This is a genomic window from Bradyrhizobium sp. Ses1, assembly GCF_059512365.1.
The window spans coordinates 1-691 of sequence record NZ_JCAMOQ010000196.1; the positions used below are offsets into that span (position 1 = coordinate 1).

Sequence of the window (691 nt, forward strand, 5' to 3'; positions counted from 1 at the left end):
GCTGGTCCCTCCTGAACAGCTCCCCGTCTTGGAAATCCCAAACCAATCAGTCAAAACCTCTGTGTAGAGGTACTAGTAAGGCGCCGCGCGGTTGACTCAATGACTGTTAACCGGCCGGCCCGCGGCGACCACAACCAGCAGGTTGCGTCGGGGCGCCGGCGGTTGCCGGCTATGAGCACCAGAAGCGCGAGGTCATCTGGGGTGGCAGGATCATGGGGCCGATATGCGCACTCAGGCCGCCCGAAAACCGCTCGGAAGGCCACATTCGCTCCGAAGTCCGCCGACTCGAGAAGGCGGTGAAAAGGCCTGGAATGCGGCCGACGCCATCTCGGACGCTCGCGACCAGCTTGATGGCGGCCAGGATAAAGACCCGCGCATTCGGATAAACGGGAAGGCCAACGTCGTCCCGTCAACGGCCGACGCCATCGCCTTCCGCCGGCCCCCTCCGGGAGGTGCTGCATATCGCATACCTGACTGAGAAAATGGGCGTCAGCAAAGGGGCTCTATCCAAACGGAATGAACGGCGCGCTCAAGTCAACCTGAGCATCTCCCGTCGAACTCGGACCAGGCCGGCTGCGCGAGCGGCCGGTCATTGAGGGAACGCAGGCAGTTGAGCTAGTACCCGGAATCAGAGCTGAGTGATACGGCGCCCTGTGAAGCGGCGTTGACGGACCTTTTTCTTGGTCCAGAC

The 691-nt window shown here is 62.2% G+C and carries 1 pseudogene; it reads left to right on the plus strand.

Features of this window, described 5'->3' with window-relative positions:
* Positions 1-295 precede the first annotated feature (295 nt).
* Positions 296-543, plus strand: a pseudogene (locus tag AC5ZG5_RS46340) (ferritin-like domain-containing protein); the annotation flags it as partial.
* Positions 544-691 lie beyond the last annotated feature (148 nt).